The sequence below is a fragment of the Pantoea sp. GM_Pan_4 genome (genome assembly GCF_026541005.1).
GTDB classification, from domain to species: Bacteria; Pseudomonadota; Gammaproteobacteria; order Enterobacterales; family Enterobacteriaceae; genus Pantoea; species Pantoea dispersa.
Genome location: NZ_JALNUZ010000012.1, coordinates 1 through 23,349, shown reverse-complemented (window position 1 = coordinate 23,349; position 23,349 = coordinate 1). Strand labels below are relative to the sequence as shown.

General features: G+C 58.3%; 20 protein-coding genes. 11 read left to right on the top strand and 9 right to left on the bottom strand.

Annotated features, from left to right (window positions below):
• Nucleotides 1-73 precede the first annotated feature (73 nt).
• Complete coding sequence (locus OXR61_RS19335) at nucleotides 74-973, top strand: LysR family transcriptional regulator (protein WP_021509464.1); 900 nt, start codon at nucleotides 74-76, stop codon at nucleotides 971-973.
• Here the strand turns inward: OXR61_RS19335 and OXR61_RS19330 are convergent.
• Nucleotides 970-2,265, bottom strand: coding sequence for an MFS transporter (locus OXR61_RS19330; protein ID WP_021509465.1), 1,296 nt, complete (start codon nucleotides 2,263-2,265; stop codon nucleotides 970-972). The two genes, OXR61_RS19335 and OXR61_RS19330, sit on opposite strands and share 4 nt — an antisense overlap.
• 348 nt (nucleotides 2,266-2,613) lie before the next feature.
• Here OXR61_RS19330 and OXR61_RS19325 point away from each other — a divergent pair, with 348 nt between their 5' ends.
• From OXR61_RS19325 to arsC, 3 genes are all read left to right on the top strand, one after another.
• Nucleotides 2,614-2,967 (top strand): metalloregulator ArsR/SmtB family transcription factor, encoded by a 354-nt coding sequence (locus tag OXR61_RS19325; protein WP_021509466.1) that lies wholly within the window; start codon nucleotides 2,614-2,616, stop codon nucleotides 2,965-2,967.
• Nucleotides 2,968-3,036: 69 nt separating this feature from the next.
• A complete protein-coding gene (locus OXR61_RS19320) occupies nucleotides 3,037-4,320 on the top strand; it encodes an arsenic transporter (protein WP_021509467.1) in 1,284 nt (427 codons plus the stop codon).
• A gap of 17 nt (nucleotides 4,321-4,337) precedes the next feature.
• The gene (arsC, locus tag OXR61_RS19315; RefSeq protein WP_021509468.1) at nucleotides 4,338-4,766 is read left to right on the top strand and encodes an arsenate reductase (glutaredoxin); all 429 of its coding nucleotides are present in this window, start codon (nucleotides 4,338-4,340) and stop codon (nucleotides 4,764-4,766) included.
• On the opposite strand, the gene OXR61_RS19310 is transcribed toward arsC, so the two are convergent.
• The 5 genes from OXR61_RS19310 to OXR61_RS19290 form a co-directional block, all read right to left on the bottom strand.
• A complete protein-coding gene (locus OXR61_RS19310; RefSeq protein WP_021509469.1) occupies nucleotides 4,763-5,188 on the bottom strand; it encodes a thiol-disulfide oxidoreductase DCC family protein in 426 nt (141 codons plus the stop codon). The two genes, arsC and OXR61_RS19310, sit on opposite strands and share 4 nt — an antisense overlap.
• 128 nt (nucleotides 5,189-5,316) lie before the next feature.
• The gene (locus tag OXR61_RS19305) at nucleotides 5,317-5,631 is read right to left on the bottom strand and encodes a type II toxin-antitoxin system MqsA family antitoxin (protein WP_058758775.1); all 315 of its coding nucleotides are present in this window, start codon (nucleotides 5,629-5,631) and stop codon (nucleotides 5,317-5,319) included.
• 232 nt (nucleotides 5,632-5,863) lie between these two features.
• Nucleotides 5,864-9,238, bottom strand: coding sequence for an autotransporter outer membrane beta-barrel domain-containing protein (locus OXR61_RS19300; protein WP_021509470.1), 3,375 nt, complete (start codon nucleotides 9,236-9,238; stop codon nucleotides 5,864-5,866).
• A gap of 355 nt (nucleotides 9,239-9,593) precedes the next feature.
• Nucleotides 9,594-12,899: an autotransporter outer membrane beta-barrel domain-containing protein gene (locus OXR61_RS19295; protein WP_267412520.1), complete on the bottom strand. Its 3,306-nt coding sequence runs from the start codon at nucleotides 12,897-12,899 to the stop codon at nucleotides 9,594-9,596.
• 18 nt (nucleotides 12,900-12,917) lie between these two features.
• Nucleotides 12,918-13,211, bottom strand: coding sequence for a hypothetical protein (locus OXR61_RS19290; RefSeq protein WP_127834865.1), 294 nt, complete (start codon nucleotides 13,209-13,211; stop codon nucleotides 12,918-12,920).
• Nucleotides 13,212-13,715: 504 nt separating this feature from the next.
• On the opposite strand from OXR61_RS19290, the gene OXR61_RS19285 reads away from it, so the two are divergent.
• Complete coding sequence (locus tag OXR61_RS19285; protein WP_021509472.1) at nucleotides 13,716-14,339, top strand: response regulator; 624 nt, start codon at nucleotides 13,716-13,718, stop codon at nucleotides 14,337-14,339.
• Nucleotides 14,339-17,845, top strand: coding sequence for a response regulator (locus OXR61_RS19280; protein ID WP_021509473.1), 3,507 nt, complete (start codon nucleotides 14,339-14,341; stop codon nucleotides 17,843-17,845). Before OXR61_RS19285 ends, OXR61_RS19280 begins: the two co-directional genes overlap by 1 nt.
• A gap of 10 nt (nucleotides 17,846-17,855) precedes the next feature.
• Here the strand turns inward: OXR61_RS19280 and OXR61_RS19275 are convergent, their stop codons facing one another.
• Nucleotides 17,856-18,440 (bottom strand): TetR/AcrR family transcriptional regulator, encoded by a 585-nt coding sequence (locus tag OXR61_RS19275; protein ID WP_021509474.1) that lies wholly within the window; start codon nucleotides 18,438-18,440, stop codon nucleotides 17,856-17,858.
• 173 nt (nucleotides 18,441-18,613) lie between these two features.
• Here OXR61_RS19275 and OXR61_RS19270 point away from each other — a divergent pair, with 173 nt between their 5' ends.
• The gene (locus OXR61_RS19270; protein WP_031280103.1) at nucleotides 18,614-19,060 is read left to right on the top strand and encodes a hypothetical protein; all 447 of its coding nucleotides are present in this window, start codon (nucleotides 18,614-18,616) and stop codon (nucleotides 19,058-19,060) included.
• Nucleotides 19,061-19,065: 5 nt separating this feature from the next.
• Nucleotides 19,066-19,602, top strand: coding sequence for an RNA polymerase sigma factor (locus OXR61_RS19265; RefSeq protein WP_021509476.1), 537 nt, complete (start codon nucleotides 19,066-19,068; stop codon nucleotides 19,600-19,602).
• Between the two features lie 42 nt (nucleotides 19,603-19,644).
• On the opposite strand, the gene OXR61_RS19260 is transcribed toward OXR61_RS19265, so the two are convergent.
• Nucleotides 19,645-20,664, bottom strand: a complete 1,020-nt coding sequence (locus tag OXR61_RS19260) for an MBL fold metallo-hydrolase (protein ID WP_267412519.1) — start codon at nucleotides 20,662-20,664, stop codon at nucleotides 19,645-19,647.
• Between the two features lie 214 nt (nucleotides 20,665-20,878).
• On the opposite strand from OXR61_RS19260, the gene OXR61_RS19255 reads away from it, so the two are divergent.
• The 3 genes from OXR61_RS19255 to OXR61_RS19245 all read left to right on the top strand — a co-directional run bounded on the left by OXR61_RS19255 (nucleotide 20,879) and on the right by OXR61_RS19245 (nucleotide 22,987).
• Complete coding sequence (locus tag OXR61_RS19255) at nucleotides 20,879-21,220, top strand: gamma-glutamylcyclotransferase family protein (protein WP_021509479.1); 342 nt, start codon at nucleotides 20,879-20,881, stop codon at nucleotides 21,218-21,220.
• 48 nt (nucleotides 21,221-21,268) lie between these two features.
• The gene (locus OXR61_RS19250) at nucleotides 21,269-22,072 is read left to right on the top strand and encodes an MBL fold metallo-hydrolase (protein ID WP_021509480.1); all 804 of its coding nucleotides are present in this window, start codon (nucleotides 21,269-21,271) and stop codon (nucleotides 22,070-22,072) included.
• Between the two features lie 114 nt (nucleotides 22,073-22,186).
• Nucleotides 22,187-22,987: a MetQ/NlpA family lipoprotein gene (locus tag OXR61_RS19245; RefSeq protein WP_021509481.1), complete on the top strand. Its 801-nt coding sequence runs from the start codon at nucleotides 22,187-22,189 to the stop codon at nucleotides 22,985-22,987.
• Here the strand turns inward: OXR61_RS19245 and OXR61_RS19240 are convergent.
• On the bottom strand, nucleotides 22,957-23,349 hold a 393-nt coding region (locus tag OXR61_RS19240; RefSeq protein WP_267412518.1), incomplete at its 5' end, for a hypothetical protein. The two genes, OXR61_RS19245 and OXR61_RS19240, sit on opposite strands and share 31 nt — an antisense overlap.

The following is a 23,349-nucleotide window of genomic DNA, read 5'->3' as shown; positions in this document are numbered from 1 at the left end:
CTCGTCGGCTATAACAACTTTTTAACGTCAGCGGCGCATTGTGCTGGCGTTATTACGCAGGATAGTCGCGGTTATGCCCGTCAATTTTGACCTCAACGATCTCTACGCCTTCCGCGCGCTGGTGGAGTACGGCAACTTTCGTCTGGCGGCGGAGTCAATCTGCCTGTCGCAGTCAGCGCTCAGCCGCAGAATTGAGAAGCTGGAAGCGGCGCTCGGCACCCGGCTGTTTGACCGCACCACGCGGCGCGTCACGCTAACGCTGTATGGCCAGAACTTTGCTCAGCGCTCGGAGCAGCTACTGGATAATGTCGAATCGATGCTGGCCGACGTCGAGCGCGCCAGCCAGGATCGCACTGGCCTGATCACCGTCGCTACCGTGCCCTCGGGCGCGTACTATTTTATGCCGGAGGTGATCCGCCGCTTTCAGGCGCGTTACCTGCGCGTGCGCATCAAGCTGATTGATAGCAGCGTCGGCAACGTGATGGATGCAGTGAGCAGCGGACAGGCCGATTTTGGTATCTGTTTTGCGCGTAATATACCGCCGGAGCTCACCTTCACGCCGCTGGTGGAAGATGTTTACGTCGCCGCCTGTCGCCACGATCATCCGCTGGCGACGCGCCAGCAGCTCAGCTGGCAGGAGTATTTTGCGCAGGATTATGTGGCGCTGGATAAGGTGTCCGGTAACCGCAATTTGCTGGACAGTGCGCTGGCGCATCTTACGCCCGCCCGGCAAAGTATCTGCGAAACGCGCCATGTCACGACGCTGCTGGGGATGGTAGAAGCGGGCATCGGCATTGCTGCCGTGCCCGCGATGTCGATGCCGGCGAACGGGCATCCGCTGCTGCGCCAGCTGGCGCTGACCGATCCGCAGGTCACCCGTTCGGTAGGATTAATTCGCCGCAGCGGACGTATGCAATCTTACGTCGCTGCGGAGCTGGAAAAGCTGATTATCGAACAGTCTCAGCACGTTTAACGCGCGGTTTGCAACGTCAGCGCGCGGCGGCGATACAGGTACAGCGTCGCCAGCAGCGCGCAAATCGCCGCAAAGCTCATCCAGTAGCCCGGTGACGCCTTGTCGCCGGTGTATTCGATCAGCGCGGTAGAGACCACCGGCGTGAAGCCGCCAAACAGCGCGGTTGCCAGGCTGTAGGCCAGCGAGAAACCGGCGACGCGCACTTCTGCCGGCATCACTTCAGTCAGCGCCGGGATCATCGCACCGTTATACAGGCCGTAAATAAACGACAGCCACAGCAGCACGCTCAGCATCATGCTGAAGGTCGGCGTCTGCGCCAGCAGCGTCAGTGCCGGGTAGGCGGTCGCCAGCGCCAGCAGCGTCATCGCCAGCAGCACCGGTTTACGCCCAAAGCGGTCCGACAGCGCCCCGCCAATTGGCAGCCAGATAAAGTTGGAGATCGCCACCAGCAGCGTCACCAGCAGGCTGTCCGAGGCGCTCAGCATCAGCACTTTTTTGCCGAAGGTGGGCGCATAGACGGTAATGAGGTAGAACGCGGTGGTGGTCATCGCCACCATCAGCATCCCGGCAATCACCACCGGCCAGTTCTGTAACAGAGTACTAAATACCTGACGCATATCCAGATGATGACGGCGCGCGCTGAACTCCTGCGTTTCCTCCAGACGGCGACGCAGAATAAAGATAAACGGCACGATCAGGCAGCCAAACAGGAACGGAATACGCCAGCCCCAGGCGCTGATGGCGCTCTGCTCCAGCGCGGCATTGAGCGCGAAGCCCATCGCGGCAGCGACCATGATGGCAACCTGCTGACTGCCGGATTGCCAGCTGGTGTAGAAACCTTTGCGCCCCGGTGTGGCAATCTCTGCCAGATAAACCGACACGCCACCCAGTTCTGCCCCGGCCGAGAAGCCCTGCAGCAGACGACCAATCAGCACCAGCAGCGGCGCCCACAGGCCAATCGACTGGTACGACGGAATCAGCACAATCAGGAAGGTGCCCGCCGCCATGATCGACAGTGTGACGATCAGCCCTTTGCGCCGGCCAACCTTATCGATATAAGCGCCCAGCACAATCGCGCCAATCGGCCGCATCAGGAAGCCGGCACCAAACACCGCAAAGGTCATCATCAGCGACGCGAATTCGCTGCTGGCGGGGAAAAAGGTGTGCGCGATATAGGTGGCATAGAAACCGAACAGAAAGAAATCGAACTGTTCGAGGAAGTTGCCGGAGGTGACGCGGAAAATAGCGCCAACCCGGGCTCGGGTGGTCATCGGTAAGGCAGAGGAATGCATAAGTATCTCCAGTTTGTCCCTGGCGCTGTTATCAATCGCGCCTGCTTCGGAAGACTGGATCAGAACGTTAAGGTTAATAAGCGCAATAAACGCATGGCGTGATGCGTCTTACGCATTAATCGCTACCGGCAACGGGCCGCCCTCAATATTAACAATGAGTTAACAAAGGCAGCCCCGTTTTTACTCCGCTCAGGCCCGCGGGCACCACAATACAGATTTGTGACCCGCTTCAAGCCGCTCACGGTGAGCCTGGCGCATCACAGGATTAACATATCTCTTTTTTCGCATATGTTTTTGACTTCATCACGTCGCCGTACCACACTGTCGGCTTTCCATTCAGGAGGGATTATGTCGCCGCTAACGCCACTGCAGCTGTTTAAAAACCTTTCCGACGAGACGCGTCTGACGCTGGTGCTGTTGCTGAAAGAACGTCAGGAGCTGTGCGTGTGCGAGCTGTCTGCCATCCTGCAACTGCCGCAGCCGAAGATTTCCCGCCATCTGGCGCTGTTACGCAACAGCGGTTTGCTGAGCGATCGCCGTGACGGCAAGTGGATCCACTATCGCCTTTCGCCGCATATGCCGGTGTGGGCAGCGACGGTGATCGAACAGGCATGGCAATGCCAGCGCGATGCGATCCATGCCCTGCTGCTGCCGGTGCAGCGTGACCAGCTGACCACCGATGGCCGGGCGGTGTGTCTGTAAAAAATTTTACCCATACATATTCGATTTACCATATATGAAACGAACACAACCTGACTTTCCGGAGGAAACATGTTACTGGCAGGGACTATTTTCGCCATTACTTTACTGCTGGTGATCTGGCAACCGCGCGGGCTGGGCATTGGCTGGAGTGCCAGCGCCGGCGCGCTTCTGGCGCTACTGACGGGCGTGGTGCATCCCGGCGATATCCCGGCGGTGTGGCAGATTGTCTGGAACGCCACCGCCACCTTTATCGCGGTGATCATCATCAGCCTGCTGCTTGATGAGGCCGGCTTTTTTGCCTGGGCGGCACTGCACGTGGCGCGCTGGGGCGGTGGCAGCGGTAAAAAATTGTTCTCCTTTATTATCCTGCTGGGCGCCGCAGTCGCCGCGCTGTTTGCCAATGACGGAGCCGCGCTGATTCTGACGCCTATCGTGATCGCGATGCTGCTGGCGCTGGGTTTCAGCCGGGGGGCCACGCTGGCGTTTGTCATGGCGGCCGGGTTCATCGCCGATACCGCCAGCCTGCCGCTGGTGGTGTCCAATCTGGTTAACATCGTCTCGGCCGACTATTTCCGGATCGGCTTTGGCGATTACGCCGCTGTGATGGTGCCGGTCACGCTGGCGGCGGTGCTGGCGACATTGCTGATGCTGCACCTGTTTTTCCGCAAAGAGCTACCGCTCAGCTACGATCGCGCCCGGCTGACGTCGCCTGCGGCGGCAATTCGGGATCGAGCTACTTTCCGCGCGGGGTGGCTGGTGCTGCTCTTATTGCTGGCTGGCTTTTTTGCCCTTGAGCCGCTGGGCGTACCGGTAAGTGCCGTGGCCGCCGCAGGCGCACTGATGCTGTGGCTGGTGGCGCGGCGGGGTCCGGTGATTGATACGGGTAAAGTGCTGCGCAGCGCGCCGTGGCAGATTGTGGTGTTTTCGCTCGGCATGTACCTGGTGGTGTATGGTTTGCGCAACGCCGGGCTGACCCTCTGGCTTACCGGCTTGCTGAATAGTTTTTCTGCAACCGGCCTGTGGGGCGCAACGTTTGCCACGGGCTTCTTCAGCGCCCTGCTCTCCTCCATCATGAACAATATGCCGACGGTGCTGGTGGGCGCCCTGGCGATTGATGCCAGCACGGCGCACGGCGTGGTGCGCGAAGCGATGATTTACGCCAACATTATCGGCTGCGATCTGGGCCCGAAAATCACCCCGATTGGCAGTCTGGCAACGCTGCTGTGGCTGCACGTGCTGGCGCAAAAAGAGATTCGCATCAGTTGGGGCTACTATTTTCGCGTCGGCATCACCCTGACGTTACCGGTGCTGGCCGTGACGCTGGCAGCGCTGGCGCTGCGCCTTTCCCTTTGACCGTTTAGAGACTGACAATGACTAACATTACGATCTATCACAACCCGGACTGCGGCACCTCGCGCAATACGCTGGCACTGATTCGCAACAGCGGCGTCGAGCCCACCATTGTGCTTTATCTGGTTACGCCGCCCACGCGTGAAACGTTGCAGCAATTAATCGATGCCATGGGGATTGGCCTGCGCGCGCTGGTGCGCCAAAACACCGACGCCTGGCAGGCGCTGGGGCCCGCACGTGAAGCGCTGAGCGATGAGCAACTGCTGGATGCCATGCTGGCGCAGCCGATTCTCATCAACCGCCCGATAGTGGTGACGCCACTGGGAACGCGTCTGTGCCGTCCTTCTGAGCAGGTGCTGGATATCCTGCCCGATGCGCAGCGCGGTCCGTTTATTAAAGAGGATGGTGAGGTAGTGATTGATACGCAGGGCCGGCGCGTCAGTCTTTAGTCGGTCAGAAATCGTCCCGGATAATCTGCTTCAATCGCGTGTACCTGGTCATAACGGCCAAACAGGCGATAGCGATTGCGGGCAATCAGGTTGTAGATCAGATTAGTGAGCCCGTCCGGCAGATAACGCAGAACGCCGCAGGCGCGCCACGGCCAGGGCAGCGAGTGCATAATGCGACAGATAGCCTGCGCGCGCAGCCAGTGCTGCCCATCGCGCAGTAACACGATGGTGCGGATGTTATCGTGCGGTAATCCGGCGCGCTGCAGCAGCTGTTTGCCGCGTTCGCTCTGGATCGCCGCAAAGTGATAATCGCGCGGCAGGCGGTGGCGCAGCAGAAAAATCACCCAGGCATTGCACAGCTTGCATTGTCCATCATAAAGAATGATCGGCTGGCCGGACTCGGGTTGTACGGATGATGACACCTGACCTCCGCATTGCAGATACAAATAAACTGGTGAAGCGACACGCCCCACCGGTTTAATTATATGTCACTTATCAGAAGCTGACTTTCACGCCCGCTACCGCGCTGGTGAGCGCGGTTTCAGGCGCATCAGAATTGCGCGAGAGTCTGCAGTGTTTCAGGATTTTGCTGCACCATGCGAATCAGCAGTACGGCCTGAGCGTTAGGTTTTGCCCTGCCCTGCTCCCAGTTCTGATAGGTGGTTTCGCCCGTGTGAAGATAGTGCGCAAAAACGGCCTGTGACAGGTTAAGCTTTTCGCGCACGTCGCGCAGCTCCTGCGGCGCAATGGTGACAGGCGCGCGCTTACTGACCTTATAGGTCTTGAGCGTGATTTTTCCGTCCTGGTGGTCTTTCAGCTCCTGCATACCCGCCATCAGCTCACTGAAAATATCGCGTTCAGTCATGTCTCAGCCCCTTTTTGATCACGTTCAGCGCCTCTGCCAGGGCATCGCGCTGTTGTTTGGTCAGATCGTTGTTGAGTAATCTGCCCGGTATTTCTGAAAGCTGGAAAGCTCAATAACCGTCGCTTGCATGGCCCTTTCCTTGCTTCCATCTAAGGGACATCATATCCCCATATTGGGGATAGTTCATCTCAAGCGAAAAAGAAAGGGCCCCCGTTGCGGGAGCCGTTCATTATCAGAAGCTGACTTTCACGCCCGCCACCGCGCTGGTGTCGCTGTAGCTGTGGTTGCCCAGCTGCTGCGCCACGCCGCCCCACAGATTGACGTTCGCGTTCAGCCGCGCGTCCACGCCCAGCTTCACCTCGGCGGCATTGCGCGTGCCCGCCTGCTGGATGTTGACGCCGTTCAGCGCGGTGCCGAACGCCCTGCTGTTGTGCAGCCAGTTGGCCTCAGCGTACGGCTCGATGGCGCTCTGCGCCTGCGGGTCGAGCAGCGTGCGCAGCGAGGCGCGCACGCCGAGGCGGCTCTGCAGGTTGTCCTCTCCGGTGGCCTGCACGCGGCTGCCGTTCTGCTCTTTCACGTCGTCCGCCTTCACGCCCTGCCAGTTCAGCTGCGCCTGCGGACGCAGCCACAGGCTGGTGCTGTTGCTCAGCGTTGCCACCTGTGCGCGGTAGCCGCCGGCCAGCGACGCGCTGATGCCTTTGGATTTGTACGACTGCTGGCCGATGTCGTCGCCCTTCACGCTGTTGTTAAACCAGCCGTAGCTCAGCGAGCTGTCGACGAACGCGCCGCTCTGCTCTGCCGCATTCTGCTGCCAGCTACCGTACACGCCCAGGCTGTAGCCGTTCACCTGACCACGTGACTGGTAGCCGCTCACCGCCGAGCGCGACTTGCTCTGCGCGTTGCCGTAGCCGGCCATCGCGCCGAGGCGCAGGCTGTCGCTGCCGCTCAGCGTGCCGCTCGCCACGTCGCCGCCCAGCTGAATGGCGTAGCGGTTGGTGTCTGACTTCAGCTGGCCGCTGCTGTCTTTCACCCGGCTGTGGCCGGCGCTGTTGTGCAGCCACAGGCGCGTGCTCTGATGCTGGCCGCTGGCGTCGGTGTAGAAGGTTTCCGCCGGACGGTCGTCCATGCTGGTGGTAAACAGCGTGTTGGCCGCCGCCAGGTTGGCGCTGTAGCTCGCCGCTTCCGGACGCACGATCATGTTGTGCTGATTTACCGGCGGCTCGACGATCTGGCCGCCCTCACCTTCGCCCGGCGTCACCACCGGATCGGGCTCGCTGCCGTTTTTATCGCTCATCAGATACCAGCCGTGCTGATCCGCGCCCTTCACCAGGCTGTAATCATAGGCACCGGCGACGATACGCCCTTTCTGACGGAACTCGCCGTTGCTGGCGCCGTCCACCTGAATGATGTTCAGGCCCTGAATGGTCTGCGCGCCGCTGCCGCCGGCGTTGTTCACCACCACGTCGGTGCTGCCGCTGCTGTCGCCGAGGATGTGCAGCTTATCGCTGGCCGAGTGGTCGTCGCCCAGCGCCGCGTTCATCACCAGCGTGCTGTTGTCGCCGCTGTAGTTACCGTTGACCGTCAGGGTGCTGAAGCCGGCGCCGTCGTGGGTGAAGTTCAGCGTACTGTTGCTGGCGCTCAGCGCATCAACGCTGCTGTCGCCGGTGATGTTCCACTGGCTGTTGTCGCTGAGCGTCAGCGTATTCAGGCCGGATGACGCGCCGGTCCACACCGAACTGCCGCTCAGGTTGATCTGGCTGTCAGCGGTCTGGCTGCGGTCAATATCCACGTTACCCTCGAACAGCGAGTGGTTGCTGCCGTTCAGCACCACCGAGCCGGCGGTTGAACCTTGTGCGGTGTTATAGCCGGTTTTCAGCAGCGTGCTGCCGCTCAGCACCGAGTTGTCGGCGTCAATGTTCATGCTGGTGCCGGTCAGCACGTTGACGGCGGTGCCGTCGGTCGCGGTGATGGCGGTATTCGCCAGTTTTATATCCGCCAGCGTTGTCTGATACTGCGATTGAATACCTGTGGCGTTTTCGCCGGAAACATTAATCTCTGAACTGGTCAGGGACAGGCTATTGCTCAGATCCGGATGAAGTAAGTTCACTAAGTTGATTGCTGCGTTGAATCCTTCAGCATCAGAACCCGTTTTATCAATGGTAATCTTATCTCCGTTAAATGTGCTACCGTCCTGCACTTCAATACCGTAACCGCCGCTGCGCTTCTGCACGGAAACATTTTCAGCATTCATTGTCGCGGAGAAAGCTGAAGCCAGGGCAGCTGCGCTTTTTGCGTCCGAAATGATGTCGATATTTTTCAGATTCGCGGTGCTGCTATATCTGGCATGGACCGCGATTGAAGCGTCAGGTCCCGTTTCTATCTGGCTGTCGGAGAGATTCAACTTCGTTCCGGTTCCTGACGCCAGCACGCCCATGCCGTTACCAGTGACTTTTATCGCAGTATTTGACGCATTAAGAGCCGATTTTGAATCCGCCGTCAGACCATTAGCACCTGCGCCACTGACCGCAAACGTACTGTTATCCACATTCAGTACTGAACCTTCGCCGCTGGCATAGCCGCCGTAAGCATTTTTGCCAGCGGTGCTGACCTGCACGTTACTGACGCTTACGGTTGAAGCGCCGCCGGCATAAACACCAAATGCACTTGCTCCGGCGGTTGTAACCTTGCTGTTATCCAGATTAACTTCCGTACCGGCATTGTTAGCTGTCACGCCATTCGACTGGTCGCCGCTGGTGGTTACCTGCACGCCGCTGGTGTTAAGTTTGCCACCGGAACCCGCAGCCAGGCCGTAGGCTTTGATGCCGCTGGTGGTGACGCTGCCGCCTTCCAGAGTGACCTCTGTGCTGGCCAAATTACTAAAAACTCCCGATGAATCGTCACCACGGGTGATAACAGCCACACCACTGGCATTGAGTTTGCTACCGTTACCCGCCACCAGGCCGTAGGCTTTATTGCCGCTGGTGGTGACGCTGCCGCCGGTCAGATCGATCAGCGAACCCGCTGCGCGGGAATAAGCACCGTACGCGCCGTCGCCGTGAGTGACATAGTCGGTGTCAGTGCTGTTGATGATACCTGCCGAAGAGGCGTAGGCGGCATGGGCACCCTGCCCGGAGGTTTCCACCTTTGTGCCGTTGGTCTTCACCGCGCCGGTCAGGCTGGCCACCACACCGTAGCCGCCGGTGCCGGTGGTGGTCACGCTGCCGCGCGTCATCTCCGCAGAGGCAGCGCCGGCGGTGGAAAACACACCGTAGCCGCTGGTGCCCGCATTCAGCACCGTCACATCCGTGGCGCTTGCCTTGCCGCCATTCTGCACCAGCAGTCCATAGGCTTTGTCACCGGTCGCCTGCAGCGTCTGATTATTCAGTTCAACCGGCTGCGCCGGATCGCTGATGGTGGCACCGTTGGCCGCCAGCGCCGCCGGTGAACCGGCCAGCAGCAGCGCCGAGCCCAGCGCGCCGCCGATCAGTGCTGATTTATTCGCCGTTTTGCCGGAGCAGGATGATTTGACTTTGCCGCGCGCCAGTTCCGAGGTGACGACATAACATTGCAGGGCATAATTCCAGATAACGCGATAGCTCTTGTTCATATTCTTTTCCTGATTCAGGTTAAAGCAATCCCTTCCGGCAATAAGCGGAATAAGCGGTTATTAACGGGCAGGCGCGGAAGAAACAGCCATCACGCTATTTACGGTGACGCGCTGTCTTACCGGCCTTAATTAATCTCTGCCAAAGCGGCTGATGGGAAAATATTCGCAAAATCGCGGAAGGGTGAATATGAGAGCACCGGCATACGGCTGTAGTCGCAGGACTACAAAAAGTAAGTCGCCGCGCTATGTTCCAGATCAATTAATTCTGTGTTAACACGTCAGGTGAGCAGTAAACAAAAGCGGAGAACGCGGGCGGGCATAAAAAAACGGCCCCCGTTGTGGGAGCCGTTGAGCATCAGAAGCTGACCTTCACGCCGGCGATGGCGCTGGTGTCGCTGTAGCTGTGGCTGCTCAGCTGCTGCGCCACGCCGCCCCACAGGTTGACGTTGGCGTTCAGCGTGGCGTCCACGCCCAGCTTCAGCTCACCGGCGTTGCGCGTGCCGGCCTGATGGATGGTAACGCCGTTCATCGAGGTGCCCAGCGCGCGGGTGTTGTGCACCCAGCTGGCCTCGACGTACGGCTCCACGCTGCGCCCCTGCTCCAGCCCGGAGCGCAGTGAGGCGCGCACGCCGACGTGGCTCTGCAGGTTATTTTCACCGGTGCCGCGCACGCGGGTGCCGTTGCCTTCCGTCAGGTCATCGCCCTTCACGCCCTGCCAGTTCAGCATCGCCTGCGGACGCAGCCAGAAGCCGGTCGACTCAGAGAGCGTCGCCACTTCGGCGCTATAGCCGCTGGCCAGCGACGCCAGGATGCCCTTCGATTTATAGGACTCCTCACCGATGTCCTCGCCCTTGATGCTGTTGTCGAACCAGCTGTAGCTCAGCGTGCTGTCGATAAACGCGCCGCTGCGCTCGGCCGCGTTCTGCTGCCAGGTGCCGTAAATGCCCAGGTTGTAGCCGTGCACCTGACCGCGCGACTGATAGCCGCTCACCGCCGAGCGCGATTTGCTCTGCGCGTTGCCGTAGCCGGCCATCGCGCCGAGGCGCAGGCTGTCCGCGCCGGTCAGCGTACCGGTCGCCAGGTCACCGCCCAGCTGGATGGCGTAGCGGTTGGTGTCGGTTTTCAGCTGGCCGCTGCTGTCTTTCTGGTGGTTGTGGCCGCCGCTGTTGCGCAGCCACAGGCGGGTGTGCTGCTGCCGGCCGTTCGCGTCCGTGTACTGCGTGACGCCCGGGCGGTCGTCCATGCTGGTGGCGAACAGCGTGTTGGCCGCCGCGATGTTGGCGCTGTAGCTCGCCGCTTCCGGGCGCACGATCATATTGTGCTGCTCCGCCGGCGGCGCGATGATGTCACCGCCGGTGCCTTCGCCCGGTGCGGTCACCGGATCGGTATTAACCGGATCGGTCTCGCTGCCGTTTTTGTCGCTCACCAGATACCAGCCGTGCTGATCCGCGCCTTTTACCAGGTTGTAGTCATAGGCACCGGCGACAATACGCCCTTTCTGACGGAATTCGCCGTTGGTCGCGCCGTCCACCTGAATCAGTTGCAGGCCCTGAATGGTCTGCGCGCCGCTGCCGCCGGCGTTGTTCACCACCACGTCGGTGTTGCCGTTGACGTCACCCAGCACGTGCAGCCGGTCGGTGGCCGAGGTGTCACCGCCCAGCGCCGCGTTCATCACCAGCGTGGCGTTGTCCGCCGTGTAGTTGCCGTTGACGGTCAGCACCGTGAAGTTCGCGGTGTTGTGCGCCACGTTGATCACGCTGTTACTGGCCGTCAGCGCATCCACGCTGCTGTTGTCCATGATGTTCCACTGGCTGTTGTCGCTGAGCGTCAGCGTATTCAGGCCGCTGGAGGCACCGGTCCACACCGAGCTGCCGCTCAGGTTGATCTGGCTGTCGGCGGTCTGGCTGCGGTCGATGTCCACGTCACCGACGAACAGCGAGTGGTTGCTGCCGTTCAGCACCACCGAGCCGGCGGTTGAACCTTCTGCTGTGTCATAGCCGGTTTTCAGCAGCATGCTGCCGCTCAGCAGCGAATTATCGGCGTCGATATGCATGCTGGTGCCGGTCAGCACGTTGACGGCGGTGCCGCCGGTCGCGGTGATGGCGGTATTCGCCAGTTTTATATCCGCCAGCGTGGTTTGATACTGCGATAGAATACCGGTGGCGTTTTCGCCGGACACATTAATATCGGAATCGCTCAGGGAAAGAGTATTCCGTGGATCCGGATAATATAAATTCAGCATGTTGATGGCTGCGTTAAAGCCTTGAGAATCTGTGCCGCTTTTTTCAATGGTAACGTTATTACCCTTAAATGTGCCTCCGTCCTGAACTTCAATGCCGTAACCGCCGCTGCGCGCCAGTATGGAAACATTCTCAGCATTGATATTGCCTGAATATCCTGCAGCCAGGGCTGCATTGTCCGCATCAGTGATAATATTAACGTTTTTCAGGTTGGTGGTTGCACTGTAATTGCTTAAAGCAGCGTATCCGCCATCCTGGCCGATGTTGATTCGGCTGTCAGAGAGACTGAGCACCGTTCCGGAACCACTGGCGGCCACGCCTGAACCATTGCCGGTAACTTCTATTTCAGAGTTCGACGCATTCAGCGTCGATTTTGGATCTGCAAGCAGGCCATTAGCACCGGTGCCAGTAACCACAAATGTACTGTTGTCCACGTTGAGCACAGAACCCTCGCCGCTGGCGTAGCCGCCGTGTGCATTCCGGCCAGAAGTGCTGACGTGGGCATCTGAGGCGGTCATCGTCCCCGAGCCACCGACGTACAGACCGTGGGCATCCTGCCCGCCGGTCGCAACCTGCACGCCGCTGGCGTTGAGTTTGCCACCGGAAATCGCTGCCAGACCGTAGGCATTGGTACCGCTGGTCGTTACTGCTCCGCCTGCCAGCGTAACTTCTGTCCCGGCCAGGTTAGCAAAAACACCAAAGGACTGGTCGCCATGGGTGACCACATTTACGCCATCCGCAGTCAGGCTGCCGCCGGAACCCGCCACCAAACCATAAGCCTTGGTGCCACTGGTGGTGACGCTGCCGCCTGTGATATCGATCAGCGAACCCGCAGCGCGCGAATAAACACCATAGGCACTGTCGCCGTGCGTTATATAGTCTGCGTTCTGGCTGTTAATGATACCGGCCGAAGAAGCGTAGGCGCCGTAGGCGGTTTTTCCGCTGGTTTCTACACGGGTGCCATCAAGTTTTAATGTGCCGGTCAGGCTGGCGACCACGCCGTAGCCGCCATCGCCCGTGGTTTGCACGCTGCCGCGCGTCATCTCAATCGCAGAAGACGCAAGGGTGGAGAATACACCGTAGCCGTTATTGCCATCATTGAGCACGATGACATCCGTGGCGCTGGCCTGCCCGCCATTCTGCACCAGCAGCCCATAACGATCGTTACCGGTCGCCTGCAGCGTCTGGTTGCTCAGTTCCAGCTTATCCTCAGGGCCGTTTACCATTGCGCCATGAGAAGAGGCCAGCGCCGCCGGTGAACCGGCCAGCAGCAGCGCCGAGCCCAGCGCGCCAATAATCAGTGATGATTTATTTGTCGCTGCACCAGAGCAGGAAGACTTCACTTTGCCGCGCGCCAGTTCCGAGGCCACGACATAACATTGCTGGGCATAATTCCAGATAACACGATAGTTTTTGTTCATGCTTTTTCCTGATTCTGATTATGTCGAACCCGGACGGATACGACCTAACGGTTTAAACGGCGGCGATGCGATAAGAATTTTCTCCTCCACCTGATGCCGCAAAATAATTAAAGCTACGGGATTGGGCTGAATTCTAACGTTGAGACAGGTCTTGACCTCTTTAAGACCTGTCTCAAAACTAATCGCCAGACAAATAAAAACCATCAGGTTACGCTGTAGGCTGAGGACTACAGGTTTGCTCACCTTGAAATTTAAATAACTCAAAAACAATGCTTCCGCGCAACCTGAGTGCGCAGAGAATAAACGCCACATCTCCCATTGCAACCCGCAATGCAGCATGGTTAATTCAGCGTTTATTCATTTACCCGAATTGATGCACACTCGGCTTATTACCTAAATATAACAACAACGACTAATTTATTTATCAAATAATTCACCTGATGCAGATCTCATAACTTACCCATAACATCAAACATTTAAAGATTTACGGTAAATCGCTGTTATTAAAGCGCTAACCTTGCCACCCTCTGTTGTCATGTTAACTTTTTAAAAACTTACGAACCTTTAATCTTCAGCACTTAAGTTTAATAAATTCGCGCCGTTTATCCTTAGTGAATAATCTTTATGCTAAGCAGAGAAGTCGCAGGCGAGATTTTATCATTGTAAATAAGACAGCCAGTAATCAGCTGTAAGTTATGGACTACATTTAAAAATAAATGCCCATGTACAGAATGATCTTGAGTTGATTAAGATGACATTATATAAGTGTGCTTTTGAACGAGCGTACTCAGTTTAATTAAGAGAAAGGCAGTGCGTATGGCTAACTTTGTTATTGTTGATGATCATCCCATTGTGCGCGTGGCGATAAGACTGGTGCTGGAAAATGCCGGGCATCGTGTTTCAGCAGAGGCTGTTGATGGCGACAATATATTTAGCCTGATCAAAGAGAATGGCGCCGATGCGGCAATTATTGATATAGATCTGCCCGGCATTGATGGTATTGAAGCGGTCAGGAATCTTCGCACCGCGGGCTCATTAATTCCGGTGATTGTGATGAGCGGGAAAAACGCGGAATTTTACGCCTATAAGAGTAAAAAAGCAGGTGCCAATGGTTTTATCAGTAAAAAGAACAATCTGAACGACCTGGCACAAGCCGTTGACGCGGTGCTTTCCGGCTATGGTTTTTTCCCGCTGCGCCTGAGTCATCAGGCGGAGGGCGATCAGCTGGTGCAGGACAGCGACAAGCTGCTGCTGCTGTCGCATCGCGAATACGAAGTGCTGCGCTACCTCGGTGAAGGCACCGAGATTGTCAAAATTGCCAACCGCATGAAGCTCAGCAATAAAACGGTCAGCACCTATAAAGCCAGACTGATGGAAAAGTTATCGCTCAAAAATCAAAAGGATTTGCTCGATTTCACCCGCCGGAACCAGATCAACTGATGCGACTTTTTTTCCTGTGCGCGCTGTACTGCGCGCTGCTGCTGGTCGCCCCACTGCGCGCGGCGGTGCAGCAGCTTAATTATCAGCCTAACGATTTGCCGACGATGCCCGCGCCGATGCTCAATGACAGCGACTGGCACTGGCTGGGGCAAAAGCGCGACAGCGTGATTGGCATCTATGGGCCGGATCGGCCACCGATGTTGCGCACCAATCCTGAGGGAAGAGTGTTTGGCTACATTCCCGATGCGGCTTACGCTGCGCTGCACAGCCTGGGTATCAGTTTTCGCGTCAAACATTACGACACCGCGCCCGAAGCCTTTGCCGCGCTGGCGCGCGAAGAGCTGGATATGATATTTGTGCCGGCCGGTGAAGCGGTGCCGGCGCATGTTAACGACACCATTAGCGTAACCGCGCTGAAAGCCAGCCCGGTTCGGGTGGTACGCAGCAGCAGTAACCCGCTGGCCGGTCAGGAGTTTTTACCCGGCCCGGCGATAACTTCCCCTTACAGCCAATTGCCGCAGGTCGCAATGGGTACGCTGCCCTATGCCGATGTGCCGGCGGTGGAAGCCTATTACCTGATTGAACGCAACTACCTGAATACGCTGACCATCGATCACATTCTGCCCGATCTCAGCTCGCCGTATCGCTTTGTGGTTAACAGCAAAGAACACGTGCTGGCGCGGGCGATGCGTATTGCCTTTGACGCGCTGCAGCGCCACGCAGCCGGCGAGATCATCGCTGCGCGCTGGGATATTGCCAATATCACGCGGTTTGTTACTACACCGCTGTCGCTGACGCCCACCGAGCAGGCCTGGTTACAAACTCATAACCAAATCAACATGGCGGTCACGGACCTGGTGGCGCCGTTCTTTATCAAAAACAGTGAGGGTGAGATCACAGGTATCGTGCCGGAGTTGCTCAACCTGATTGAAATGCGCACCGGCATTACCTTCAATTTTGTGGAGATCAGTGACAGCCGCGATCTTGCTGCCCGTATGAAACATGGTGATGTCGCCATCGCCGCACCGCTAATCTGGAGTCAGCAGCGCAGTCGTGAGTTTTTGATGACCACACCGTTTATGTTCACGCCGGAAGTGCTGGTGACCAACACGGCCGCGCAGGATGCGCCGCCAAAACGCGCCGCGCAGGTGCGCGAGCAGGATGCCTCCCACTGGTTTCTGAGAAAATATCCTGATGTGTCAGTGGATTATGTTGGCAATCCCAGCCTGGCGATGCAGTGGGTGGCGGATGGGCAAACCGACGCCACCATTAATACGCTGGTGGGCGCGCGCTACCTCTCTGAAGGCCTGTATCCCGGCAAACTGCGCTTAACCGAGCTGAAACCGGCGCAGGAAGCAGCTATCGCTTTTGGCGTCAGCCGCAGCGAACCGGAACTGCAGGACATCATGAACAAAGCGCTGGCCGCGATTCCGGCCGGCATGATGACCGATGTATTAACCCACTGGCAGGCCACGCCCGCCGCGCATTTCGACACCTGGAAGCTGTACCGCAAAGAGTTTTATGTCGGCGCGCTGGGCGCAGCCACCATCATCGCCGTCACCTTTGTCTGGGCAGTGTTGCTGATGCGGCAGGTCAAACGCACGCGCCGCACCAAAGCGCTGCTGCGCCAGGAAATTCAGCTGCGCGATCGTCTGATCAATGGTCCGCCGCGGCCGTTTTATGTGGCGTCGCTGGATGGGATGATCGTGCACACCAATCCGGCGTTTACCCAGTTTTTCACCCCGGAAGAGCAAACCCATCTGGGCTATTCGCTGTATGACTGTCGCCATCCGCTGTATCACGTGTGGCAGCAGATCGACAAAAACATCCAGCCCGGCGATATTCCGGAAGAGGCGGAATTTGTTATTGATGACGGGCGGCAGAAGCGCCATATCCGTCACTGGATGACTTCGTACACCGGCGATGAAGTGGGCAGCGGAGGGCTGATTTGCGGCTGGCAGGATGTCACCGACTACCTGCAATTGCTGGAAGATCTTTCGCTCGCGCGCGAAGCCACCGAGCTGGCCAGCCAGAGCAAAAGCGACTTCCTCGCCACCATGAGCCATGAAATTCGCACGCCGCTCAGCGCGGTGATTGGCCTGCTGGAACTGCAGACGCAGGAAGGCCGCGCCGATACCGAACTGATTCGCGTGGCGCACGAAGCGGCGGTCAGCCTGATGGATATCGTCGGCGACATTCTCGATATGGCGAAAATTGAGTCCGGACGCATGACGCTGCAGCCGCAGTGGGTTAGCCTGCATGCGCTGGTGCGTCCGGTGATCTGTGCCTTCGACGGCCTGGCGCGGCAAAAAGGCATTAACCTGAACCTGATGTTGCCGGTCGGCGATGACGATCTGTTTTGCGATGCCAGCCGCGTACGCCAGGTGCTGTCTAACCTGGTGGGTAACGCCGTTAAGTTCACCGATCAGGGTGAAGTGAAGGTTACGGTGGGTCTGACGCCGCTGGAGAGCCATACCGAGCTGCGGATCCAGGTGGCCGATACCGGACGCGGCATCGATAAAGCGGCGCAAAATGCGCTGTTCCGCCCGTTCGAACAGGCGGGCCTGTCGGATAACGCTGGCACCGGACTGGGCCTGTTTATCTGCCAGGAGATTACCCGCCTGATGGGCGGCAGCATTTCTCTGAAGAGCGAACCCGGCGTCGGCACCGTGCTCAACGTCGCCGTGCCGGTCAGCGTGCGTGATATCGCTACCCCGCTGCCGTCTCCGGTCGCGGAACCGTTGCCCGCTGCGCCGCAGGTCGCGCTGAATGTGCTGATCATTGACGATCATCCGGCCAACCGCCTGCTGATTTCGCGTCAGCTGACGCTGTTAGGTCATAGTTTCCGCGAAGCGAACAACGGTGAAGAAGGCCTGGCGCAGTGGCGGCAGCAGAAGCCGGACGTGATCATTACCGATTGCAATATGCCGGTAATGAACGGTCTGGACATGACGCGCAACATCCGCCGGGAAGATAAACACACCTACATCATCGGTATCACCGCCAACGCGCAGCAGTCCGAGCGCCAGCGCTGCCTCGAAGCGGGCATGAACGAGTGCGTGTTCCGGCCGGTTAAGCTGGCGCAGTTAACCACGATTCTGAGCCAGATTCACAGCGCCAGCACGCTGTCGGTCGGTGATGATTTTTCTGACTGGGTGGATATCGCCGAAATCGAGAAATATATGCCCAACAGCCCCGGCGCTATCGCGGATTTTCTCGACATCGTGATTAATGAAGCACGCACCGATCTGACGCAGGCGATTGACGTGGTGCAAAGCGGCGATCTCGCCACTGCCGCCAGCCTGTTTCATCGCATCACCGGATCGCTGCGCGTCACGGGCATCCGTCAGCTGACGGAGCAGTGCGAAATGCTGGAAGAGCTGGCGGAAATGCAGGAAGACAGGGCAATTATCCTGCTGCATTTGCGGGAAGCGCTAACGCTGGTGGACAGGATGGAAGCTTCGTTCCGAAATCAAACCACACCCGCCCAGGCCGGCGCGCACTGATTGTGCGCCGTCAGGCGGTTTTGATCAGCTTATGCAGCAGCGGATGAGTAATCTGCTCAAACATCCCGGCGTTATTAAATGCCCGCGCCGCCAGCATCGCGCCGTGCACGCTGGCCATCAGCGTTTTGGCTTCGTTTTCAGCGCTGTCGCTGAGCTGGAAAACGCCGCTGGCGGCGCCTTTACTCAGCTGGCGCGCTAACCAGCCGGAGAGATCGCTGAAGTGGCCGCTGACTTCCGTGGCAACATCCGGCGGCAGCGTGGGCATTTCCGCCGCCAGCATCGCGCAGATGCAGAAAGGTGAAGTTCCCTCTTTAATGCAGTGCGCCCAGTAATCGACGTAGGCTTTCACTTCGTTCAGCGGATCGTTGATCTGTTCATCCATCGCCTGCATGCCCGCCTGCGCCTCAGCACGATATTCCTCCACCACCGCTTTCACCAAATCGGCTTTGCCGGGAAAATGGTGGTGAATGCTGGCTTTGCGGATATCCACCTGGGCGGCAATATCGGCATAGCTAAAGCTTTTATAGCCGCCGGCGGTGAGCAACTGGCGGGTGCAGGCCATGATTTCGCGGGCTTTAGAGGAACGGGCAGTCATAACGCAATCCGGTAGAACAACAGAGATCGGTCAACCTACTGGCAGGCAGGGAAGAAGTCAAGCCAGCGGCCTGGCGTGCAGCGCGCACTTTTTTCATTTTTTCAGCAATATTTTCATCGCTGATTCGTCTACCTCATCACCAACCCTGTTTATCACCGTAATGAGGAACCCCAATGAGAGATTTTGACAGGCATCAGCATCCCCGTGGTCACCGCTTTGTTCATCACCGTATGGCGAAACCGCTGCTGCTCGGCGTGGTGCTGTTTGCTGCCCTTGGCCTGCTGGTGATGTCGCTGTGGAATGCGCTACTGCCGGAACTGACCGGCGTAAAAAGTATTGGCTTCTGGCAGGCGCTGGGACTGCTGGTGCTGTGTCGCATCCTGTTTGGCGGGCTGGGCTTCCATCCCGGTATGTTTGGCATGGCGCGTCGCCGCATGCATGAACGCTGGATGCAGATGACGCCGGAGCAGCGTGAAGCCTTTATGCAGCAGCGGCGCGAGCGGTTTGGCGGCCGTGGTCATCATGGCGGACGCTGTGACTGGCACGATCGCCGCAGCCAGCGTGACGATCCGCGCCCGCCCGCGGACGATGCGCCCGCCAAATCCCCGGATGCAGAGTAAACAGCATGGCGCAGGATTCGCGGCTGCTGGCGGCCCTCGGCGCCTGCCGCACTAAGCTCAGCGCCTTTATTCGCGGCCGCAGCGAGCGGCACGATGAGGCCGAAGATATCCTGCAGGAGATCAGCTGGAAACTGCTGCAGGTGGAACAGCCGGTGGAGAACGTCAGCGCCTGGCTGTTTCGCGCCGCGCGCAACGAGATCACCGATCGGTCACGAAAAAAACGCGAGCTCTCGCTGTTTAACGCCGCCGGAGACGAAGACTTTCCCGAGGATGAAATTGCCGAAACGCTGTTTGGCGTGGCGCAGACGCCGGAGGATGAGTATCTGAAGACGCTGCTGTGGGAAGAGCTGGACGATGCGCTCGCGGAACTGCCTGCTGCGCAGCGCGAGGTATTTGAAAAGACCGAACTGCTCGGCTTCAGCTATCAGGATCTGGCCGCTGAAAGCGGCGACAGCGTGCAGGCGCTGCTGTCGCGCAAACATAAAGCGGTTCTGTTTCTGCGCACCCGGCTGCGCAGCCTGTACGACGAACTCACGGCATGACCAGCGCAACCCGATAGCCAAACGGCCATCGGGTTGCGTGCTTTACCACCAGGCCGCGGTGGGCTGCGGCTGTAACAGATCAATGCCCTCGCCCAGCATCGGCAGACACAGTGCAACCTGATGCTCCGACGCCAGCTGGACGATTTGAGTAAACGGATCGTCCCAGCGATGAAAAGCTAAATCAAACGCCGCGTTGTGAATTGGAAACAGCCAGCGCGCGTTCAGGTCCTGAAACGCGCGCAGCGTGTCCTGCGGCAGCATATGAATGTCGGCCCAGCGCGCATCGTAAGCGCCGTTTTCCAGAAACGCCGCATCAAACGGACCGTATTTCCGGCCAATCGCTTTGAAACCGTCGAAGTAACCGGAGTCACCGCCAAAAAACAGGCGGAACTGGTCAGAGATCAGCGTCCACGAACACCACAACCGTTTGTTGCTGTCGAACAAGCCACGTCCGGAAAAGTGCTGCGACGGCGTTGCGACAAAATGGATGCCGCCGATATCCCGCGACTGCCACCATTCGAGCTGGATGACTTTCTCCGGCGCAACGCCCCACTTAATCAGCAAATCGCCGACGCCGAGCGGGGTGAGAAAGTGCTTCACCCGATCTTTCAGCTGCACGATGGTGTGGTAATCAAGATGATCGTAATGGTCGTGCGACAAAATAATGCCTTCGATCGGCGGCAGATCGGCCACGGCAATCGGCGCTGGCTGAAAGCGCTTTGGTCCCAGTCGCTTAAAGGGCGACGCGCGCTCGGCGAACACCGGATCGGTCAGCCAGAACTGGCCATTGAGCTTCAGCAACAGCGAAGAGTGGCCGAGGCGAAAGACGCTGTTCGGCGCGGCCTGTGCCAGCGCGGCGGCCGTGATGGGCTGCACCGGCAGCGCGGCCGGCGGCTGGGTATCTTTCGGTTTATTGAACAGGAAATCCCACAGCATTTTACGGTAGTCGCCAAAGCTCAGCGACTGACGCGGCTGGACATTGCGAAACTTCTTGCCATCAAACTGGGCGGAGTGCGGATACTCCCTGATTGCACCCCGGCAGAGGCTGGAACCCTTCAACATAGCGCGGATACCTCGAAAATGAGAAAGCTGGCTGGCAGCAGCGGTAAACATCTGCGGCTACGTTAACCGTTTTATGCCGCGCGCGTCCTCACATTACGAGCCATCGCACCACCGGTAACGCAGAATTTCGCTGCCGGTGTGGCCTTCTTCTGGCGGATGACAGGGCGGCAGCAGGCAGGTAAAGTAGCGCTTTTGCATGATTTTACGAGGAAAAATGAACACGCTTTTCGTTTACGGCACGCTGCAGCCGGGCCAGTGCAATGCGCATATCCTGGAAAACATCGGCGGTGAGTGGCTGGCAGGGACAGTCGCCGGCACTTACTATGCCAACGGCTGGGGCGCGGCCGCTGATTTTCCCGGCATCGTACTGGATGAGCACGGCGCGCGCGTGCCGGGTTATCTGTTCATCTCGGATCGACTGGCGCTGCACTGGCCGATGCTGGATGAGTTTGAAGATGGCTACGACCGGGTGCCGGTTGAAGTCACCACGACCGACGGCCAGCAGCGGACGGCGTGGATTTATCAGCTGCAGCCACAGCAGGACGCCGCGCGCTAACCTCGCAGCTTGCCTACACTGATCCTCACCGGACTGTGAGGAGACAATATGATTACCATTTGTACCGCCTGCGGCACGTCTTATCAGCAGCAGCAACCTGCCCTTACGCAGTGTCGCATTTGTCAGGATGAACGCCAGTTTGTGCCGCCCGGCGGGCAGCAGTGGATCGATCAATCTGCGCTGCGCGCCTCGCATCAAAACCAGTGGCAACAGCTGGCGCCCGGGCTGCTCAGCCTGCAAACCGTACCGGATTTTGCCATCAACCAGCGCGCCTTTGTGCTGCAAACGCCGCACGGCAATATCCTGTGGGATTGCATCGCGCATCTGGATGACGCCACCATCACCCTGCTGCGTGCGCTCGGCGGCCTGCACGCCATCGCCATCTCCCATCCCCACTATTACAGCACCATGCAGGACTGGGCCGACGCCTTCGACGCGCCGGTGTATCTGCACGCCAGCGACAGCGAGTGGATCATGCGCGCATCGCCCCGTCTGCAGCCCTGGCACGGCGAAAGCTGTGATCTGCTGCCGGGCGTGCGGCTGTTACGTCTCGGCGGCCACTTTGCCGGCGGCACGGTGCTGCACTGGGCGCACGACGATGGCGTGCTGCTGAGCGGCGATATCTTGCAGGTAACGCCCGGTGCCAGTGCAGTTTCGTTTATGTGGAGCTATCCCAATATGCTACCGCTGGCCGGCGCCACGGTGACAGCCATGCTGCAGCGGTTGCAGGGCGTGAAGTTTACGCGCCTGTACGGCGCGTTTGCCGGCCGCGAAATTCTCTCGCGTGCCGATGAGGCGGTGCAGCAGTCGGGCCGTCGCTATCTGGCCTGTCTGCAACATCCCCAGCCGTAGCGCTTACACAGGCGCGCTGGATAAATACCAGGCGATCGCACCGCGCACGGATGTACAGACGTCTGGACGTATACTATAGTCGGTTTCCTGCAAACATAAGGAAACCTGCAAACAATGAAAAAAACATGGCTTACCGCCCTGCTGGCGGCCTCTGTCACCCTGCTCAGCGCCTGTGACAACCACAACGACAACAAAATCAAAGTGGCGATCAATACCGGACCGGATGAGGCGCTGTGGCAGACCGTGAAGCAGGTGGCACACGATAAATATCAGCTCGATGTCGATGTAGTGGCGTTTAACGATTACGTACAGCCGAACGAAGCGCTGTTCAATAAAGATGTGGACGCCAATGCGTTCCAGAGCCTGCCTTATCTGGAGATGCAGTCCAAAGAGCGCGGGTATAAATTTGCCGTCGTGACCAATACCTTTGTGTTTCCGATTGCCGGTTATTCACGCAAAATTAAATCACTGCAGGATCTGCCGGATGGCGCTACCGTGACCGTGTCTAACGAAGCGACCACTCTGGGGCGTAGCCTGCTGCTGTTGCAGGCGCAGGGCCTGCTGAAGGTGAAACCCGAAGCCGGTCTGCTGCCGACCACGCTGGATATTACCGACAACCCGAAAAAGCTGAAGATTGTGGAAGTGGATACGCCGCAGCTGGCGCGCACGCTGGACGATCCGCAGGTTTATCTGTCGATCATTAATAATAACTTTGCCGCGCTGGTGAATTTATCCGCCTCGCGTGACGGGATGTTTATGGAAGGCAAAGCGTCGCCATATGTGAATGCAATTGTGGCGCGCGAAGATAATAAAGACAGCCCGAACGTGCAGAAGCTGAAAGAAGCGTTCCAGTCCCAGCCGGTGCTGGATAAAGCCAACGAGATTTATAAAGGCGATATTATTAAGGGTTGGTAAGCGTATGCGATCGCCATTAATCGCAACCCTGCGGCAATTACGGTCGCCATAAATGGCGACCCTACATCAATCGCGGTCGCCATTAATCGCAACCCTGCGGCAATTACGGTCGCCGTAGATGGCGACCCTACATCAATCGCGGTCATTATTAATCGCGAACCTGCGGAAATTACGGTCGCCATAAATGGCGACCCTACATCAATCGCGGTCATTATTAATCGCGAACCTGCGGCAATTACGGTCGCCATAAATGGCGACCCTACATTAATCGCCGTCATCATTAATCGCGAACCTGCGGCAATTACGGTCGCCATAAATGGCGCCCCTACATCGATCGCGTCCTCATTAATCGCGAACCCAGC

Coding starts and splice junctions, on each gene's coding strand:
- arsC (WP_021509468.1), top strand. CDS start 4,338: ATGACTAACATTACGATCTATCACAACCCGGACTGCGGCACCTCGCGC.
- OXR61_RS19265 (WP_021509476.1), top strand. CDS start 19,066: ATGGCGCAGGATTCGCGGCTGCTGGCGGCCCTCGGCGCCTGCCGCACT.
- OXR61_RS19260 (WP_267412519.1), bottom strand. CDS start 20,664: ATGTTGAAGGGTTCCAGCCTCTGCCGGGGTGCAATCAGGGAGTATCCG.
- OXR61_RS19325 (WP_021509466.1), top strand. CDS start 2,614: ATGTCGCCGCTAACGCCACTGCAGCTGTTTAAAAACCTTTCCGACGAG.
- OXR61_RS19320 (WP_021509467.1), top strand. CDS start 3,037: ATGTTACTGGCAGGGACTATTTTCGCCATTACTTTACTGCTGGTGATC.
- OXR61_RS19245 (WP_021509481.1), top strand. CDS start 22,187: ATGAAAAAAACATGGCTTACCGCCCTGCTGGCGGCCTCTGTCACCCTG.
- OXR61_RS19295 (WP_267412520.1), bottom strand. CDS start 12,899: ATGAACAAAAACTATCGTGTTATCTGGAATTATGCCCAGCAATGTTAT.
- OXR61_RS19335 (WP_021509464.1), top strand. CDS start 74: ATGCCCGTCAATTTTGACCTCAACGATCTCTACGCCTTCCGCGCGCTG.
- OXR61_RS19255 (WP_021509479.1), top strand. CDS start 20,879: ATGAACACGCTTTTCGTTTACGGCACGCTGCAGCCGGGCCAGTGCAAT.
- OXR61_RS19250 (WP_021509480.1), top strand. CDS start 21,269: ATGATTACCATTTGTACCGCCTGCGGCACGTCTTATCAGCAGCAGCAA.
- OXR61_RS19275 (WP_021509474.1), bottom strand. CDS start 18,440: ATGACTGCCCGTTCCTCTAAAGCCCGCGAAATCATGGCCTGCACCCGC.
- OXR61_RS19270 (WP_031280103.1), top strand. CDS start 18,614: ATGAGAGATTTTGACAGGCATCAGCATCCCCGTGGTCACCGCTTTGTT.
- OXR61_RS19285 (WP_021509472.1), top strand. CDS start 13,716: ATGGCTAACTTTGTTATTGTTGATGATCATCCCATTGTGCGCGTGGCG.
- OXR61_RS19300 (WP_021509470.1), bottom strand. CDS start 9,238: ATGAACAAGAGCTATCGCGTTATCTGGAATTATGCCCTGCAATGTTAT.
- OXR61_RS19290 (WP_127834865.1), bottom strand. CDS start 13,211: ATGTGGCGTTTATTCTCTGCGCACTCAGGTTGCGCGGAAGCATTGTTT.
- OXR61_RS19330 (WP_021509465.1), bottom strand. CDS start 2,265: ATGCATTCCTCTGCCTTACCGATGACCACCCGAGCCCGGGTTGGCGCT.
- OXR61_RS19305 (WP_058758775.1), bottom strand. CDS start 5,631: ATGACTGAACGCGATATTTTCAGTGAGCTGATGGCGGGTATGCAGGAG.
- OXR61_RS19280 (WP_021509473.1), top strand. CDS start 14,339: ATGCGACTTTTTTTCCTGTGCGCGCTGTACTGCGCGCTGCTGCTGGTC.